The organism is Streptomyces sp. NPDC004752 (assembly GCF_053601275.1).
Map to the genome: position 1 here is coordinate 34,180 of NZ_JBSGBN010000071.1, position 14,984 is coordinate 49,163.

The following is a 14,984-nucleotide window of genomic DNA, read 5'->3' on the forward strand; positions in this document are numbered from 1 at the left end:
CAGCTATCGTCAGTCCGTCAGTCCTGTTCTTCAGCGCTCGCTGCGGTCGAGGGCGGCGACCTCACGTGCGGCATCGGCGACGGCGCGGAAGTCCTTACGCAGGATCGCACCGTGATTGCTGGGGACCTTCGCACTGATTCGGATGTTCGGGTTGCGTTCGATCACCGCAGGGAGGCTGGTGCGTATCTGTTCGTGCCCTCCCTGGCTGCCGAAGGACTCCCCCGAAGCAACCACATACCGCGCTGGGACGGTGATGTCGTCAAGGACGGGACCCAGCTCGCGCACCCGGGCGAGCTTGCCGAGCTCGATGTTGCTGTTCGCCATCTGTTCAGCGGTCATCCGCGGGGTCAGACCCGTCGGGCGCAGCAGCGGCATGAACCAGCCCCACCGCCGAAACGCTTTCCGGATCCCCTGTTCCAAGTCCTCGGTAAGCCAGTCGTACGGCTGCGCGCCCTCGACGAGGATCGCGCCCATGGCGCGGTCCGGATTGCGGCTAGCCCAGTGGGCCGCGACGAACGCTCCGTAGGACCAGCCCACCACCAGCGCCCGGTCCACGCCCCGGGCCGCGAGCACGGCATCGACATCCCGGACGGCGGCCTCGAAAGAGTAGTCTGCCGAACGTTGTGACTTCCTGCCGCGGGCCCGCTCGTCGTAGGTGAGGTGCCGCCACCCTGTGCCCAGGTCGGCAATGACCCGCCGCCAGTACCCCTGTGTGGCGAACTGGCCGTTGAGGTAGACCACGGGGACGCCGGAACCGCCGGTGTCGGTGACGGCCAGGGCCGTATCGTCGACCGGCACCATGCCGGTCCACTTCGAATCGGTTGAGGAAGCGCTGTTGTTTGTCATGTGTTCCACCTGGTTGTGTGAGTGAAGGCCTGCTCGCCTACCTCGGTGGACGGGATCTGCGGCGGCTTCTGGTGGCAGGTCGGCCGGTGCCTGTTCGCGCTGCGCCGAGGCGAACGAATCGCGCGTGCGGACTACGCCCACTGGAATGAGGCGACGGGTGTTACTTCTCGGCCGTGCCAGGTTCCCCGCTGATGGACTCCTGATAGACGTCCGCATAGGTGCGTGAGTCCTTGACCAGGTCGTCGCAGAACGCGGCGACGTCGTTGCCGATGAGTTCCAAGACCCCCTTGCCCGCGGCGACGCCCTCCTCGAAGAAGTCGACGATCCCGGGAAGCAGGGGCCCGTCAGGCAGGTCGATCGGTCCGACCTTGAACAGGTACCTCTGCAGCTCCTTGTAGACGATCTGGTAGTCCGGCGGGAGCGCCTTGACCCGAGCCATGTGCGCCCGCCACTGCTTCTTGCCCTCGATGATGTTTTGGATGCCCACGTCAGCCTCCCAGCTGGCTCAATTTCCTTGCGACGTTCCTGTTCAATTGCTCGCGCCACCGGTCGCGATAGGTTCGAGCCCCTTCTCCACCGGCCAGCGCCGTGCAAAAACCTCGGATGTCGTCGCCGAGCACCTCGTGGACGCTCTGCCCGTCCGCCGCTGTTTCTTCGAGCAACCCCAGAGCGGCGTCGAGGATCGGCATCAGGTTGCGGCCGGTGAAGCCCGCATAGGGGAAGAGGTGGCCCTTGATCTGTTCCCACGTCGCCCGGTAGTCGTCTGGCAGGGCCTCGGCCCGGGCTTCGAACGCCTTCCATTCCCTGGTGAGATCGCTGCCTGTGATCGTCTCCCAGAAGTTCATCTCCCGCCCTCCTTGAGCCTGTCGATGCGTGATGAGACGTACTGCCATTTCGCCCAGAACTTCGCGAGTTCCTCGCGTCCGGCGTCGTTGAGCGCGTAGAACTTGCGCGGCGGACCGACCCCGGATGGTCGTTTCGTCACCTGGACGAGTCCGTTCCTCTCCAGCCGCAGCAAGATGGTGTACACCGTTCCCTCGATGACGTCAGCGAAGCCGAGCTCGTTCAGCTGACGGGTGATGGCGTACCCATAGGTTTCCTCACTGCCGATGATTTCGAGCACGCACCCTTCGAGCGTGCCCTTCAGCATCTCCGTCAGGTCGTCCATCGCGGGTCCCCTCAGTCCTCTCGGTACTGCGTGCTACCGAGTACCGCTATACGGTACCACCGAGTAGTGGAGATGCCAACGATCGGCGAACACGGACCGGACCCGGGACCGATCTGCGAGGGTCCAGGCTCCGCAGCGACGACTACCTCATCGGGCCCCGGCTCCGTAATCGGCGGGGGCTCGTACGTCATCACCGCAACGCTCCGATCCTCGACCTCCCCAGGTGGCTTGCCGGCCAGCTCGTGAGTGTCGGCATCGTTATCTTGAGTTCCGAAATGCTGTGCCCCGCTGACCTGGGGCGATGCGATGAGGACCGTGCCCATGAGGCAGCTCACCAGGTTGCCCAGGGTCCTGTCAGCAGGGCCCGATCGTTGCCGAACCTCGACCTTGACGATGGGCCTCCGGGATGGGTGGGCACTGGAGCCTGGCGGCGCGGAGGTCTCCGAGCGTGTGGGCGAGTTGTTCTCGGAGCTGGCGGTTCTCCTCGGTGAGGCGGTGGTTGCGTTCGTTGGCGGCCTCCAGGCGCCGGATGAGCGAAGCGTCGGAGGCTCGCTGCCGGGCCGGAACCGGGTCGGCGGAGGCTCGCTGCCGTTCGGTCCGCAGGCGTTCAATCTCGGCTCGTGGGTCGGGCTGGGTGTAGAGCCAAGATCTTGAGACGCCGGCGGCACGGGCCACGATGCCGAAGGTGACGACCGTTCCTGCGGCGTCGATCTCGCGTAGGGCCTTGATCGCTTTGGCCCGCGTGTACTCGTGACGGTTGCTGGCCGGGGCGACGATATGGCGGGAGTTGTCAGCCCGCGATGACCAACGAGGCCCCCGAGCAGTGTGGTTGAGACGTCAGACATCTCGATCAACAGCTCGGGGGCCTCGCTTGTTGCGCTTCGTGGGACGTCACCTGATCGGTGGCACGTTCACGATTCCCATCCACGGCCACCAGTTGCAGGTGACCACATTCTCAACAGGGGAGCACCAACACATGCACACGCGAGTGCGTAAGCGACCAAGCGACCCGGACCTTGAGAGGTAGGAGCCACCAGGGCTGCACGGATCCGGTACCGGGCAGCCGGGCGCCGTTATCCTTCCGGCTTCCGGGCGAAGTCAGTTGCGGGTTCGGTGGCGTAACGGCTCATCACCTGGATGTTCGCCTGTGGCGTCAATGCCTGACCGCCGGCGATCATGTCCTGGAGGTCTCGGAAGTACTGCACGTACAGATCCGGGGTGAAAGTGCTGAGCATGACGGCCGGTTGGTCGGTCATGTTGGCGAAGGTGTGCGGGGCTCCGGGCGGGACCATCACAAGCGTGCCGGCGGTCGCGTCGTACTCCGTCTCGCCGACCGTGAACCGGACCGTGCCGGAGACGACGTAGAAACCCTCGTCGTGCTGGGCATGACGGTGCTGCGGCGGTCCGGGCGTGTGCGGCGCGAGGACGGACTCGGCGAGCCCGAGGCGGTGCCCGGTGTTGCTGCCGTCTTCGAGGATGCGCAGTCGCGTGGTGCCCAGGACGATCGTCTCACCGTCCCCCGGACCGACCACCGACGCGACGGGGTCGGTGATCGGCTCACTGGCCTCATGTCCATCAGTCATGCCTCGATCAGTCATGCCTCGATTCCACTTCCAGGGCACTGCGACTGTCCAAGACCCGTTCCGAGCTGTCGATACCGTACGGGTATCGTCGCACCATGGAGCTACGCACGCTGCGCTATTTCGTGGCGGTCGCCGAGGAACTCCACTTCGGCCGGGCCGCCGCCCGGCTGCATATGAGTCAGCCGCCACTGAGCCGGGCGATCAAGCGGTTGGAGTCCGAGGTCGGCGCCGCGCTGTTCGACCGATCCTCCGCCGGTGTCGCGCTCACTCCGGCGGGTGCGGTACTGCTCGATGAGGCGCGCGCCCTGCTCGACCAAGCCGATCGGGTACGCGTACGCGTGGCCGCGGCGGCCGGCCCCGCGACCATCGCCGTCGGCATCCTGGGTGACAGCACCGACCCAGGCACAACCCGCCTGGCCGGCGCCTACCACCGGCGGCACCCGCGCGTCGAGGTCCGCATCCGCGAGACCGACCTGACCGATCCCACGTGCGGGCTGCACGCCGGACTGGTCGATGTCGCCCTGACCCGGGAGCCGTTCGACGGGACCGGCCTGACCGTGCGCGAGCTGCGCGCCGACCCGGTGGGAGCGCTGCTGCGCGCCGACGATCTGCTGGCCCGCCGCGACACCCTGAAGCTGGCGGACCTGGCCGACCGCCGCTGGTTCCGGTTCCCGGAGGGCACCGACCCCAGCTGGCAGTCGTACTGGAACGGCGGGGAACCTCGCGAGGGTCCGGTGGTACGCGCCGTCCAGGAATGCCGGCAAGCCGTTCTCTGGAACGGCACGGTCGGGATGACTCTCCTGGGCCACGAGCCGGGAGAGGGGCTCACCGTGGTGCCGCTGATCGACATGCCGCCGAGTCGCGTGGTTGCGGCATGGAACGAGGGCGACACTAATCCGTTAATCCGCTCGTTCGTGCAGATCGCGACCGCCGCCTACCACGACTGAGCGACTCTCCGGCAGCACGTCGGGTTGCCAAGGCTGCCCTTGCGGCGTCGCGACGTGCCCCGGGCCGACGTCGGCGGCAGAGGCTGGTCAATCACCCTGCGGCCCCTCTGTTTTGCCGGGCACTGAACAGCGGCAGATGTTCTACCAGTCGGTCAGGTCCACGAGGAGATCGCAGTGCGGGTCGTCGGGGGACGGCCTCTGGTGCTGCTCTTCTTCGATGAGGCTCGGAACGGAGGCGATCAGCGCGGTAGGCGTGCCGGTGAGGCGGATGTCGACGCCGGTGATGCCCGGGCGGTCCGGGCGCTGCACATACAGGCGCAGCAGGCCGTGGCCGAGCAGCAGGAACCCGATCAGGAAGGGGTTCTCCTCGTCGCCGGGGTCCGACAGCGCACGCAGGACGGTGAGTGCCTGGCCCTGTTCGGGTTCGGAGTCCGGGGCGATCTCCTCGGGACGGAGACGGATGACGGTCATCCCCATGGCTTCGCTGATGTCGCTGGTGCCGTAGAGCTGGGTGCCGGCCAGAACGGTGCGCAGGATGCCGGGGATGTGGTAGGGGGCGACGGTGTCGTGGGGGATCTCGTACAGGAAGGTGGCGCCGTCCTCGTCGTCTCCAGAGTGGACGGCGATACGGACGGCGCCTGGAGCGGGGAGGACTCCGCGCAGGGGGCAGCCCTCGGCGATGGGCGCGTTGAGGTAGTACAGCAGCAGGCGTGTGACAGCCGCCTGCTGCTCCCGGTCTTCGGAATCGATCACTGATTCATCCATGTGGGGCACTTGTTGTTCGGCTGATTGCGGCAGAAGGCGTTGACGACGCCGATCTTCTGTCCCCGGCCGGCGTCGTACCTCTCGTCCTTGGTCTTGCGCGTGTACTGAACGATCACGACGAACCTGACCTGCGCGGGGCTGCCGCCGGTCCTGATCGCGACACCGTCATACTCCAAACGCCCGTGGCCGTCATTGCGGTCGACCTTGTCCTTCAGGGCCGCGTTGAGGATCGCGCACTTCTTGATGTTGTGCCGGTGGGTGAAGTGGTTCCAGCCGAACTCGGAGTTTCCGTACCGGGTGACGATCTTGCGCCCGTCGTCATCGGTTGACGTGCAGTGAACTCTCTTGTCGAAAGGGGCTGGCGGGGCCTGATCGGGCATGGCCCGCGCGGTCGGGGATGTACCGGACAGAAGGGCCGCGACAGTCAGAGCGGTGGTCGCCGGCGGAATAGTCCTTCTCATGGCGCGATGATGGCACATGTCCGAAAGGGCTCGGGCACCACACTTTTGGAACGCATCCGCGTGTCGATGTCTCGCCGGACAGGTCAACAGGGTCGTGTGACGAGGCCGGTACGCGCGGCTGAGCATGTGCGGCCGGTCGACTGCGTCGGCTACGACCAGCGCGGCACCGGACACCTGGAGCCGCCGCCCCGGTCGACGGCCCGGGAAGTTCTCGGGTGCGCAGCGCCTGCCTGGTGATCCCGAGCCCGGCGGCCACCGCCGCGTACGTGCGCTACACCCCCCAGGACACCGGACCGACCTGACCACCGCTGCGTAGGCTCGCCCCATGGGTGAGATGGGCCTGCGCGAGCGCAAGAAGCGACGGATGTACGAAGACGTGTCGGACATCGCCGTACGGCTGTTCCTGGCGAAGGGGTTCGACGCGGTGTCGGTCGCCGAGGTGGCCGCCGCAGCGGGGATCTCCAAGCCGACGCTGTTCCGGTACTTCCCGGCCAAGGAGGACCTGGTCCTGCACCGGATCGCCGATCACGAGACGGAGGCCGCGCGGCTGGTCGCGGGAGCGGACGCGCCGGTCGACGTGCTGCGCGCGCACTTCCTGGACGGCCTGCGGCGCAACGATCCGATCACCGGGCTCAACGACCACCCGGAGGTCCTCGCCTTCCACGCCCTGCTCAACAGCACTCCCGCCCTTGTCGCCCGGCAGTACGCCTACCTGGAGCGGTCGGAGGCCGCGCTCGCCGAGGCCCTCGGCGGCACCCTGGACGCCAGGCTCGCCGCCGGTCAGATCATCGCCGTACAGCGGATCCTCGCGCGGGACAACTGGCGGCGGATCGCGGCGGGAGACCGGGTCGAGGAGGTGCGGGAGGACGCGGTGCGCGCGGCGGAGCGGGCCTTCGGGCGGCTGGCGGAGGCGCTGCACGGGCTCCTTTGATACGAGGTTAAAAATGTAACCCAGTTACGTTTTCCTTTACGCTGTCTCCATGCAGCAGGAACTCGAACATGAACGCGCCTACCACGACACCTGCCGAGCCGCCCTCGCCCGCATGGTCGAGGGCGCCGCCGAGCACGTCGTCACCGGGGAGGACGTCTCCGCCTCCGGTGCCGACGCCGAAGTGCTCGGGTACCGGCTGCGCAGCCGGGCCAAGGAGATGCGCGAACTGCCGGAAGGGCCGCTGTTCTTCGGCAAGCTGGCCTTCGAGTCCGGCGAGCACGCCGGGCAGAGCTACCGGATCGGCCGGCTGCGGATCAGCGAGGACCCCACCGCCCCACCCCTCGTCGTCGACTGGCGCGCCCCCGTCTCCCGCGCCTTCTACCAGGCCGGCCCCGACGACCCGCAGGGCGTCGCGGTACGGCGCCGGTTCGGCTGGGCCCCGGGCAGCCGCGGCGACTCCGGCGACCTCACGGGCCTTGAGGACGAGTATGTCGGCAAGGGGGAGTCCGGGACCGGGACGCTGCTCACCCGCGAGATCGAACGCCCGCGCGTCGGCCCCATGCGGGACATCGCCGCCACCATCCAGCCCGACCAGGACGACCTGGTACGCGCCGGGCTCACCGACTCCGTCTGCGTGCAGGGCGCCCCGGGCACCGGCAAGACCGCCGTCGGCCTGCACCGCGCCGCCTACCTCCTCTACACCCACCCCCAGCGCATCCGCCGCTCGGGCATGCTGATCCTCGGCCCCAACCGCACCTTCCTCTCCTACATCTCCGAGGTCCTCCCCGCCCTCGGCGAGACCGGCGTACGCCAGACGACGCTGCGTGCGGAGATCGGCCGCCACCCGGTCACCGGCACCGACTCCGACCGCACCGCCGCGCTCAAGCACGACCCCCGGATGGCCGAGGTGCTGCGCCGGGCGCTGTACGCATACGTGTCCACGGACCAGATCGGCCCCGGCCCCCTGTCGCTCTCGGACGGCACGTACACCTGGCGGGTGGCCGCCGGCGCACTGGCGGAGATCGTCGAAGGGGTCCGGGACGAGGAACCGCCGTACGCCGTCGGACGCGAGCGGGCGCGGGGTCGGGCGATGCGGGCCGTACAGCTCCAGGCCGAACGGCGGGCGGGGCCGCAACCGGCCGCCTGGGTACGGCGCCTCGAACGTTCACGGGCGATGAACGCCTACCTCGACACCGTCTGGCCGAAGGTGCGACCGGAGGAGGTTCTCGCCCGACTCCTCGGCGACGGCGAGGTGTTGGCGCGGGCGGCCGACGGACTGCTCGACCCTGCCGAACAGCAGAACCTGCTCTGGTCCCGGCCACCGCGCTCGTACAAGTCCGCCCGCTGGTCACCCGCCGACCTGGTCCTCCTCGACGAGGTCGCCGGACTCATCGAACACCCCGAGGGCTACGGCCACATCGTCGTTGACGAGGCCCAGGACCTGTCCCCCATGGAATGCCGGGCGATCGCCCGCCGCGCCGTCTTCGGCTCGCTCACCGTCCTCGGCGACCTGGCCCAGGCCACCACGCCCTGGTCGGCGCGGAGTTGGGACGTCGTACTGCACCACCTGGGCAAGCCGGACGCGACGGTCGTACCGCTCACCACCGGCTTCCGCGTCCCGGCGGCGGTGGTCGACCTCACCAACCGCCTGCTGCGGCGCCTGGGTACGGACGTGCTCCCGGCCAAGTCCTACCGCCGGGACGGCGAGTTGCGGATCCGGCCGACCGAGGACGCGATCACCGCGACGGTCGCCGCCGTACGGGAGGCCCTGGCGCGGGAGGGGTCGGTGGGCGTGGTGGCGGCGGACGCGGAGGTGGCCGACGTGCGCGAGGCCCTGACGTCCGCCGGGATCATCCCCGCGGACCCGGACGAGTTGGGCGCCCGGGTGGCCGTGGTCCCGGCGAGCCTCGTCAAGGGCCTGGAGTACGACCACGTGGTGGCGGTGGAACCGGCGGCGGTGGCGGAGGCGGAGGAGCGGGGGCTGCACAGGTTGTACGTGGTGCTGACCCGGGCGGTGTCGAGACTGGATGTGGTCCACGCGAGGCCGTTGCCCTTCTAGGGGCCCGGCTGCGACACGAGTGAACTCGCATGCCCCGCAAGCTGGTTGGCCGCTGGTGAAACACCCGGCGGTGCACCGGCCGGCCAGCGTGAAGCATCGCATGCCGTCGCGGCCTTCCCTCTCGCTGTGCATGCCCCTCCAACTGTTTTCCGACAATGTCCCGCTGGGTCCGCGAGCCCGTCCCCGCCGGTGTCCTTCTGCCCTGCCGAACGTCCCGTCGGCCGGGGTGCCTTGTGCTGCGCGCGCCGGACTTCCCGGCGCGCGCGAGGGAAGTTGTCCGGTTCCCGTCCTCGCACACCCTCGGTTGTCAGTGGAGCCCGTGGCCAGTTCCTCACGCCGCAGCCCGGCGACACGCCGCCTCGGGCCGGGTTCCAGCCCGACGTCCGCTGGCCGCAACCGAGTTCGGCGGGTGCGCGCGTCTGGGGTCCAGCATCGGACGCACCACAGCCGGTCACGGAGGGAACAGCGACATGAAGGCCGTTCAGATCACGAGTTTCGGTACAGCGGACGTACTGCGGATCAATGACGTGGATCGTCCCGCTCCCGGCACGGGGGAGGTCCTGGTGGCGGTAGAGGCGTCCAGCGTGAACGAGCACGATGTGATCGTCCGGGCCGGGGAGTTGAAGATGGTGTCGGGGCGCCGTTTCCCGATCGGTATGGGGCTGGTCGTCCGCGGTCACGATCCGGGTCGCCAGCTGTGACAGCCGCTTCCTGTCGGCTTCGGACAGTGGTTCAACACACCTCTCGATCTGTCCGGCGAACTGAGCAGCGACCTGTTTGACCAGCTGACGGCCGACGTCGGTGATCGACACCTGGTACGAGCGGCGGCCAGGTCACCCAGGAACGGCAGACCGTTGTCGCCGTGCGTCGCCAACTCCTTTGGGATGAGGGCGCGTTGGAAGGCGACTGCGGCGAAGAGGAAGAGTCCGACGACCGCGGCCAGCGAGCCCATGCCGACCCGGGCGGAAGTGCGGGCGTCGGCATTCTCCTCGGTGACCGAGAAAGCCGTTTCCCAGCCGCCCTGGACCTGATGCTCGAAGCCATCGCAGCCCGCGCAGCGAACACCCATGCCGAGGAGGCCGGGGGCCACACCTGATCAAGACTGTTACCGGCGCGAGCCGACGCGAGCCGACGCGAACTCGACAGCGCCGACGACGGGGTCAGAGGGAGTGGAGCAGGGCGAGCGTCTGCTTGAGCTCGTCCCGCAGCGCACGTCCGGCCGCCTCGGTGTCTCCCCGCACGACGGCGTTCACCAGTGCGGCGTGCCCTTCGTCGCCGTGGTTCGGGTCGTCGGAACGCAGGTTGAGCAGCTCGACCAGATCGAGCAGCCGCTGTTGCAGCACAGGGATGAACTCGGTGAACAAGCCGGTGAGCACCGGGTTGTGCGCCGCGGCGACGACGGCCTCGTGCAGGACGATGTCGGCCTCGACGAACTCGGCGTTGCCGGCGTTCGCGGCGTCACGGCGCCCGGCCAGGGCCCCATGGAGGGCGGCGATGTCGTCGTCGGTTCGGCGCTGCGCGGCCAACTGCGCGGCCTCGACTTCGACGCCCATGCGGACCTCGTAGACATCGGTGATGGCCGCCTTGCGGAGCTGGGTGGACCAGTCCTCCTTGGGTTTGGTCGCGATGACGAAGACACCGGCTCCCTGACGTGCCTGCACCAGCCCGGCGCCGGCGAGTGCGCGCAGGGCCTCTCGGACGGTCGAGCGCCCCACACCGAGGGACTTGGCCAGGGTCGTCTCCCCGGGGAGCTTCGTCCCGACGGCCCACTCACCGCCGGTGATCTGCTCGCGCAGGCGCACGGTGGCCTGCTCGACCAAGGGGGACGGCCGCAAGGCGCCTAGTGGCATATGACGTTCACCTTCCCACACCTCTCAGGTTGTCTGAGGAGCTGAGTTGTCGTTACTGTACCCCGCATGCTGCTGCACGAGTTTCTTCTCCTCGGCTGCCGCTGCGGGGCCTGATACGACCGGCACCCCGCAGCGGGGTACCGGGCTGTGCCGGTCACCGGATGGCCGACTGAAAGAAGTTCTGCACGATGGCTTCCTCTTTCCAGAACACGGTGTTTCCCACCCTGCGCCCTCCCTCCGGTGACATCCCGGCGGATGCGTCGCGCTGGAACCCCCAGCGCCCGAGCACGAGGCCGCATCATCGCCACCGACCCGCACACCAGCGGGTCGACCTTCCCTGGGGCGCGGGTCGGGACACCTCCGTCCTGACCGCCTCGGTCCCCGCGGTCATGGCCGCCGCCAACCGCACCGGGCGGGCCGCCTCGTGAACGCAACCCCGGTACTCCGCGTGAAAGACGTGACTGTCGTCCGCGACGGCAACCCGATCCTGCGTGAGGTGTCGCTGACCGTACGAGCCGGCGAGCACTGGGCGCTGCTCGGTGCCAACGGGGCGGGTAAGAGCACCCTGCTCAGTCTCCTCGGGGCGCTCGCGCACCCCACCCGGGGCACGGTCGAGGTGCTGGGCCACCAGCTGGGACGGGTCGACATGCGACAGTTGCGTTCCTACGTCGGTCACGTCAACCCGCGGCATGATCTGCGCTCGCCCCTGAAGGTCCAGGACGTCGTGCTGACCGGGCTGACCAACACCATCGAGCGCGTTCCCCGCTGGGAGCCGACAGCCGAGCAGATCGCCACGGCCGACCGTCTCATCGGCCTGCTCGGCCTCACCGATCGCCACGGGGCACGGTGGCCGACCCTGTCGCAGGGGGAACGGGGTCGTGCACTGATCGCCCGTGCGCTCATGCCCAGTCCGCGACTTCTCCTACTCGACGAGCCCGCGACGGGTCTGGACGTCGCAGGCCGCGAGCAACTCATCGAGCGGATCGACACGTTGCAGCACACCTACACGGATCTCGCGTCCGTCCTGGTCACCCACCACCTGGAGGAACTTCCTCCCGGGACGACCCATGTGATGCTGCTGCGTGATGGGCACTGCCTGGCCTCCGGTCCCGCTGACGAGGTCCTGACCAGCGACCAGGTCAGCAAGTGCTTCGACCATCCCATCCGTCTCACCCGCGTCGACGGACGGTGGAGCGTAAGGGCCGACCGCCCGGTCAGGCCACAAGTCGGCTGAGGTGGTGGTCGTGGTGGTGATCGTGGTGCTTGTGGTGGTCGTGGTGGCGAGGTCGGTGCCGCGTCTGGTGCGGTCCGGGGCTCGGACTCGGACTCGGCGAGCACCACCGTAGGCTCTCAGGCATGAGTGTGCGACTGAGTACCGTGATCCTGCCGTACCGCCGGTGGAACGAGGGGGGCCGTGCCGCGTGGCAGCGCGCGGAGGAACTCGGGTTCCACACGGCCTATACCTACGACCACCTTTCCTGGCGTTCGTTCCGGGACGGCCCGTGGTTCGGGGCGGTACCGACGCTGACGGCTGCCGCGGGTGTCACGGAGCGGATGCGCCTCGGAACCCTCGTCACGTCGCCCAATTTCAGACACCCGGTGACCCTCGCCAAGGAGCTGATCTCGCTGGACGACATCTCTGGTGGCCGGATCACCATAGGTATCGGCGCGGGCGGCACCGGCTTCGACGCCACTGTGCTCGGGCAGGAGTCGTGGACCCCGCGGGAGCGTGCCGACCGTTTCGCCGAGTTCGTTCCGCTGCTCGATCGGCTGCTGACCGAGGACGGGACGAACGGTGTCTCGTACGTCGGCGACTTCTATTCGGTGCATGAGGCGCGCAATATCCCGGGCTGTGTGCAGCGCCCCCGGCTGCCCTTCGCGGTGGCCGCCACCGGCCCGCGAGGGTTGCGGCTCGCCGCGCGCTACGGGCAGGCGTGGGTGACCACGGGCGATCCCAAGCTGTACGAGACCGGCACCCCTGAGCAGTCCCGGCAGGCCCTGCGCGACCAGGTGGAGAAGCTGGGCAGGGCGTGCACGGACATGGGTCGCGACGCCGACACCTTGGACAAGATCCTGCTCACCGGTTTCACCCCGGACCGCGGTCGTCCCCTGGAGTCCCTCGGCTCCTTCGTCGACTTCGCCGGCCAGCACCGGGAACTCGGCTTCACTGAGATCGTTGTCCACTGGCCCATCCCCGACTCGGACTTCGCCGCGGACGAGGGGGTCTTCGAGCGCATTGCCACGGAGGCGGTTGCGCAGCTGGGCTGACGGGCGTCAGCCCAAGGAACCCATGACAGTTTCTCCCACGGGGGAACCCATGACGGTCTCTCCCTCGGGGGACCGGCAGGCCGGATACGGCGCGCTCGGCGCCCGCCGGGTCGGTCAGCAACCCTCCGTTGGCGCTTCGCCGCCAGAAGGCGGGGAGCCACGGAAGAGTCCGATGGAGACGGCAGACTCCAATGGAGTCGGCCGAGCCGGGCAGACTCGAATCACCAGACCAGAGGCCCTGTGGAGAGATCCACAGGGCCTCTGGCTTAGAGCTCCGAACAGAATGGGAGTCCGATCAGCGTGCGGCGTCTGGTGCGTGCGATGGCAAGGCGCCGGAAGGTCCTCGTAGCGGAGCTACCAGGGCGTTTCGGCAACGCCGCGTGGGGGCACCTCCCGGCCGAAGGCTGGGGGAGTGCGTGCCAGGCGTCGCGCGCCGGGCGCCCATTCTGTTCGGAGCTCTTCTGCCTCCGCCGGCACCCGCGAAGTCCGACGCGGCCTGCTTCGCCACACGCGCTGCCTCAAGGAACACACCCACCAGCTCGCCGCCGACCGGATGGTGGTCGCCGACTTCACCGCAAGACCTGCAGAACCTGTAGGGGCTTATTCAGCTGCTGGTTAATATGCGTTGCCTGTGGGCCGTCGCCAGGGTTTCTAACGTCAGCGCCGTGACTACCACGACTGTTGTGCCCCCGGAGGAGAGGCCAAGGCGTCTCCGGTTGCGCGAGGCCAGGGTGACCGCGACATTGCTGGGGCCCGCCTTCGCCTTCCTGGGCGCGTTCATTGTGCTGCCTGTGCTCGCCGTGGGTGTGCTCGCGCTGCTGAACTTCGATCCGCTCAGCCAGGAGACGAGTTTCGCCGGTCTGGAGAGCTGGCGCCGGGTGCTGGGCAGCCATGAACTGTGGCAGGCGACCGGGAACACGCTCCTCTACACCGCGCTGACCGTGCCCGCCGAGGTCGGTATCGGCCTGCTGATCGCGCTCGCCATCCGGGCTGCGGGCCGCGGCGCCGGGCTGTGGCGGACCGCCTACTTCGCACCGACAGCAGCCACCCTCGCCGCGATGTCGGTTGTCTGGCGGTGGCTCTTCTACCCGCACGTGGGTGTTTTCGACTCGACGCTCGGCCGGCTCTTCGGGCACGACGACTGGCTCGGGTCGACGACGCTGGCGCTGCCCGCGGTCGCGATCGTCGGCAGCTGGGCGGGGATCGGATCGTGCGTGGTGATGTTTCTCGCCGGCCTGTCGAACGTGCCCGCCCACCTGGAGGACGCCGCCCGCATCGACCGGGCCGGAGCCTGGCAGCGGTTCTGGTCGGTGATCTGGCCCGCGATCGGACCGGCCACGACATTCGCGCTGGTCATCACGACACGTGACTCACTGCGCGTCTACGACCAGGTCCGCGTCATGACCGACGGCGGACCGCAGCAGAGCACGAGCACCCTGTCGTTCCTCGCCTGGCAGCGCGGGGTGAGCTATCTCGACATCGGCGGCGGCTCCGTGGTCAACGCCGTGCTGCTGGTGCTCGTCCTGATCACGGTGGCGGTGCAGCTGCGCCTCGGCGGGCGCCGCTGGGACGAGGACGGCAGCCGATGAACACAGCAATGGCGACCGACATACGCCCACGGCCCGCCCGCCGCCGGACCGGCGACTCCCGCGGCACCTGGGTTCGCTGGAGCCTGCGCGCCGTGCTCGCCGCGGGAGCGGTGTTCATGCTCACCCCCTTCGCGCTCATGACACTGGCCGCGGTCACCCCCAACCGCCGACTCAAACCCGGGTCGGTGAACCTGTCCGGCTTCACCCTGGACAACTTCCACCAGGCATGGCACGACATCGACTGGCCCGGACTGTACCTGCACACGACCATGGTCGTCGCCCTGGTGTTCGTGGCGCAGGTGCTGACCTCGCTGCCCGCCGGATACGCCCTGGCCCGGCTGCGGTTCCGCAACCGCAGGCTGTCGTTCTGGACGGTCATGCTGTGTCTGGCGATACCACCGCAGGTGACCGGAATCCCCGTCTTCTACGCCCTGTCCAAGGTGAACCTGCTGGACAGCTACACCGCGCTGGTGCTGCCGAGCGTGGGCAGCGCCTTCGGAATCTTCCTGTTCCGCCA

Annotated in this window: 19 protein-coding genes; 10 read left to right on the forward strand and 9 right to left on the reverse strand. The window is 68.6% G+C overall.

The annotated features are described in order from the left end of the window. Positions 1-30 precede the first annotated feature (30 nt). From ACWEKM_RS26985 to ACWEKM_RS27010, 6 genes are all read right to left on the reverse strand, one after another. Positions 31-987 (reverse strand): alpha/beta fold hydrolase, encoded by a 957-nt coding sequence (locus ACWEKM_RS26985; RefSeq protein ID WP_451623827.1) that lies wholly within the window; start codon positions 985-987, stop codon positions 31-33. 19 nt (positions 988-1,006) lie between these two features. Further along, on the reverse strand, positions 1,007-1,333 hold the full coding sequence (locus ACWEKM_RS26990; protein WP_451623828.1) for a DUF1048 domain-containing protein: 327 nt from the start codon (positions 1,331-1,333) through the stop codon (positions 1,007-1,009). A 1-nt stretch (position 1,334) separates the two neighbouring features. Further along, positions 1,335-1,691 carry a DUF1048 domain-containing protein gene (locus ACWEKM_RS26995; RefSeq protein WP_451623829.1) on the reverse strand — a complete coding sequence of 119 codons (357 nt, stop codon included), beginning with the start codon at positions 1,689-1,691 and terminating at the stop codon, positions 1,335-1,337. Continuing rightward, positions 1,688-2,014: a PadR family transcriptional regulator gene (locus ACWEKM_RS27000; protein WP_362451838.1), complete on the reverse strand. Its 327-nt coding sequence runs from the start codon at positions 2,012-2,014 to the stop codon at positions 1,688-1,690. The genes ACWEKM_RS26995 and ACWEKM_RS27000 overlap by 4 nt, the downstream gene beginning before the upstream one ends. 354 nt (positions 2,015-2,368) lie before the next feature. Beyond that, positions 2,369-2,791: a DUF6262 family protein gene (locus ACWEKM_RS27005; protein WP_451623844.1), complete on the reverse strand. Its 423-nt coding sequence runs from the start codon at positions 2,789-2,791 to the stop codon at positions 2,369-2,371. A 296-nt stretch (positions 2,792-3,087) separates the two neighbouring features. After that, the gene (locus tag ACWEKM_RS27010) at positions 3,088-3,597 is read right to left on the reverse strand and encodes a cupin domain-containing protein (RefSeq protein ID WP_451623830.1); all 510 of its coding nucleotides are present in this window, start codon (positions 3,595-3,597) and stop codon (positions 3,088-3,090) included. Between the two features lie 95 nt (positions 3,598-3,692). On the opposite strand from ACWEKM_RS27010, the gene ACWEKM_RS27015 reads away from it, so the two are divergent. Next, positions 3,693-4,544, forward strand: a complete 852-nt coding sequence (locus ACWEKM_RS27015; RefSeq protein WP_451623831.1) for a LysR family transcriptional regulator — start codon at positions 3,693-3,695, stop codon at positions 4,542-4,544. A 141-nt stretch (positions 4,545-4,685) separates the two neighbouring features. Here the strand turns inward: ACWEKM_RS27015 and ACWEKM_RS27020 are convergent, their stop codons facing one another. After that, a complete protein-coding gene (locus ACWEKM_RS27020) occupies positions 4,686-5,297 on the reverse strand; it encodes a hypothetical protein (protein WP_451623832.1) in 612 nt (203 codons plus the stop codon). Next, on the reverse strand, positions 5,294-5,689 hold the full coding sequence (locus ACWEKM_RS27025; protein WP_451623833.1) for a hypothetical protein: 396 nt from the start codon (positions 5,687-5,689) through the stop codon (positions 5,294-5,296). Before ACWEKM_RS27025 ends, ACWEKM_RS27020 begins: the two co-directional genes overlap by 4 nt. Before the next feature lie 406 nt (positions 5,690-6,095). Here ACWEKM_RS27025 and ACWEKM_RS27030 point away from each other — a divergent pair, with 406 nt between their 5' ends. The 4 genes from ACWEKM_RS27030 to ACWEKM_RS27045 all read left to right on the forward strand — a co-directional run bounded on the left by ACWEKM_RS27030 (position 6,096) and on the right by ACWEKM_RS27045 (position 9,856). Continuing rightward, complete coding sequence (locus tag ACWEKM_RS27030) at positions 6,096-6,701, forward strand: TetR family transcriptional regulator (RefSeq protein WP_451623834.1); 606 nt, start codon at positions 6,096-6,098, stop codon at positions 6,699-6,701. 49 nt (positions 6,702-6,750) lie between these two features. After that, a complete protein-coding gene (locus ACWEKM_RS27035; RefSeq protein WP_451623835.1) occupies positions 6,751-8,760 on the forward strand; it encodes a HelD family protein in 2,010 nt (669 codons plus the stop codon). 470 nt (positions 8,761-9,230) lie between these two features. Continuing rightward, on the forward strand, positions 9,231-9,461 hold the full coding sequence (locus ACWEKM_RS27040; protein ID WP_451623836.1) for a hypothetical protein: 231 nt from the start codon (positions 9,231-9,233) through the stop codon (positions 9,459-9,461). A gap of 161 nt (positions 9,462-9,622) precedes the next feature. Next, a complete protein-coding gene (locus tag ACWEKM_RS27045) occupies positions 9,623-9,856 on the forward strand; it encodes a hypothetical protein (RefSeq protein ID WP_451623837.1) in 234 nt (77 codons plus the stop codon). Between the two features lie 64 nt (positions 9,857-9,920). Here ACWEKM_RS27045 and ACWEKM_RS27050 read toward each other — a convergent pair whose 3' ends face one another. Then, positions 9,921-10,610: a FadR/GntR family transcriptional regulator gene (locus tag ACWEKM_RS27050; RefSeq protein WP_451623838.1), complete on the reverse strand. Its 690-nt coding sequence runs from the start codon at positions 10,608-10,610 to the stop codon at positions 9,921-9,923. Positions 10,611-10,798: 188 nt separating this feature from the next. On the opposite strand from ACWEKM_RS27050, the gene ACWEKM_RS27055 reads away from it, so the two are divergent. From ACWEKM_RS27055 to ACWEKM_RS27075, 5 genes are all read left to right on the forward strand, one after another. Beyond that, positions 10,799-11,038 carry a hypothetical protein gene (locus tag ACWEKM_RS27055; protein WP_451623839.1) on the forward strand — a complete coding sequence of 80 codons (240 nt, stop codon included), beginning with the start codon at positions 10,799-10,801 and terminating at the stop codon, positions 11,036-11,038. Between the two features lie 20 nt (positions 11,039-11,058). After that, entirely contained in the window at positions 11,059-11,844 is a 786-nt protein-coding gene (locus ACWEKM_RS27060) for an ABC transporter ATP-binding protein (protein ID WP_451623840.1), read from the forward strand. 122 nt (positions 11,845-11,966) lie between these two features. Next, the gene (locus tag ACWEKM_RS27065; protein ID WP_451623841.1) at positions 11,967-12,878 is read left to right on the forward strand and encodes an LLM class flavin-dependent oxidoreductase; all 912 of its coding nucleotides are present in this window, start codon (positions 11,967-11,969) and stop codon (positions 12,876-12,878) included. A gap of 731 nt (positions 12,879-13,609) precedes the next feature. Continuing rightward, on the forward strand, positions 13,610-14,467 hold the full coding sequence (locus ACWEKM_RS27070) for a carbohydrate ABC transporter permease (RefSeq protein ID WP_451623842.1): 858 nt from the start codon (positions 13,610-13,612) through the stop codon (positions 14,465-14,467). Beyond that, positions 14,464-14,984: carbohydrate ABC transporter permease (locus ACWEKM_RS27075; protein ID WP_451623843.1), on the forward strand; the 521-nt coding region annotated here is incomplete at its 3' end. The genes ACWEKM_RS27070 and ACWEKM_RS27075, both read left to right, overlap by 4 nt.

Bases quoted from the DNA above. Each gene is read 5' to 3' on its own strand.
- ACWEKM_RS27000 (WP_362451838.1), bottom strand. From the start codon at position 2,014: ATGGACGACCTGACGGAGATGCTGAAGGGCACGCTCGAAGGGTGCGTG.
- ACWEKM_RS27010 (WP_451623830.1), bottom strand. From the start codon at position 3,597: ATGACTGATGGACATGAGGCCAGTGAGCCGATCACCGACCCCGTCGCG.
- ACWEKM_RS27065 (WP_451623841.1), top strand. From the start codon at position 11,967: ATGAGTGTGCGACTGAGTACCGTGATCCTGCCGTACCGCCGGTGGAAC.
- ACWEKM_RS26995 (WP_451623829.1), bottom strand. From the start codon at position 1,691: ATGAACTTCTGGGAGACGATCACAGGCAGCGATCTCACCAGGGAATGG.
- ACWEKM_RS27050 (WP_451623838.1), bottom strand. From the start codon at position 10,610: ATGCCACTAGGCGCCTTGCGGCCGTCCCCCTTGGTCGAGCAGGCCACC.
- ACWEKM_RS27015 (WP_451623831.1), top strand. From the start codon at position 3,693: ATGGAGCTACGCACGCTGCGCTATTTCGTGGCGGTCGCCGAGGAACTC.
- ACWEKM_RS27055 (WP_451623839.1), top strand. From the start codon at position 10,799: ATGGCTTCCTCTTTCCAGAACACGGTGTTTCCCACCCTGCGCCCTCCC.
- ACWEKM_RS27025 (WP_451623833.1), bottom strand. From the start codon at position 5,689: ATGCCCGATCAGGCCCCGCCAGCCCCTTTCGACAAGAGAGTTCACTGC.
- ACWEKM_RS27030 (WP_451623834.1), top strand. From the start codon at position 6,096: ATGGGTGAGATGGGCCTGCGCGAGCGCAAGAAGCGACGGATGTACGAA.
- ACWEKM_RS27040 (WP_451623836.1), top strand. From the start codon at position 9,231: ATGAAGGCCGTTCAGATCACGAGTTTCGGTACAGCGGACGTACTGCGG.
- ACWEKM_RS27035 (WP_451623835.1), top strand. From the start codon at position 6,751: ATGCAGCAGGAACTCGAACATGAACGCGCCTACCACGACACCTGCCGA.